This is a genomic window from Terriglobus sp. ADX1, assembly GCF_036877645.1.
Lineage (GTDB): Bacteria > Acidobacteriota > Terriglobia > Terriglobales > Acidobacteriaceae > Terriglobus.
In genome coordinates this window covers 1-255 of record NZ_JAEDXV010000072.1, presented here as the reverse complement: position 1 = coordinate 255, position 255 = coordinate 1, and the positions used below count along the sequence as shown (strand labels likewise).

1 pseudogene is annotated in these 255 nt (G+C 48.2%); it reads left to right on the top strand.

Going from position 1 to position 255, the window contains the following annotated elements:
* Positions 1–33: 33 nt before the first annotated feature.
* Positions 34–255 (top strand): annotated as a pseudogene (locus JAO32_RS19745) (two-component sensor histidine kinase); the annotation flags it as partial.

Here is a 255-nt window from a genome sequence, read left to right as displayed (position 1 = left end):
ATTAGGATTCAGCCTCAGGGAGCCTCTGCCCTGATGCGATGGCTGCCGTCTAACCTTCGATCCAGACTGACGTTCTGGTATGTCGGTGTTTTGGCAGTGCTTCTTGTCGTGTATGCAGCGCTTGTCTTTGCGTTCCAATACGCAGTTCTTACCAAGCAAATTGTTCACGATGAAATTCAGGATGTAGTAACAGCCGAAGGCCTTCTTTACTTCGATCATGCTGGAGTATTGCAGCTTCGTCAGGATTACTATTCG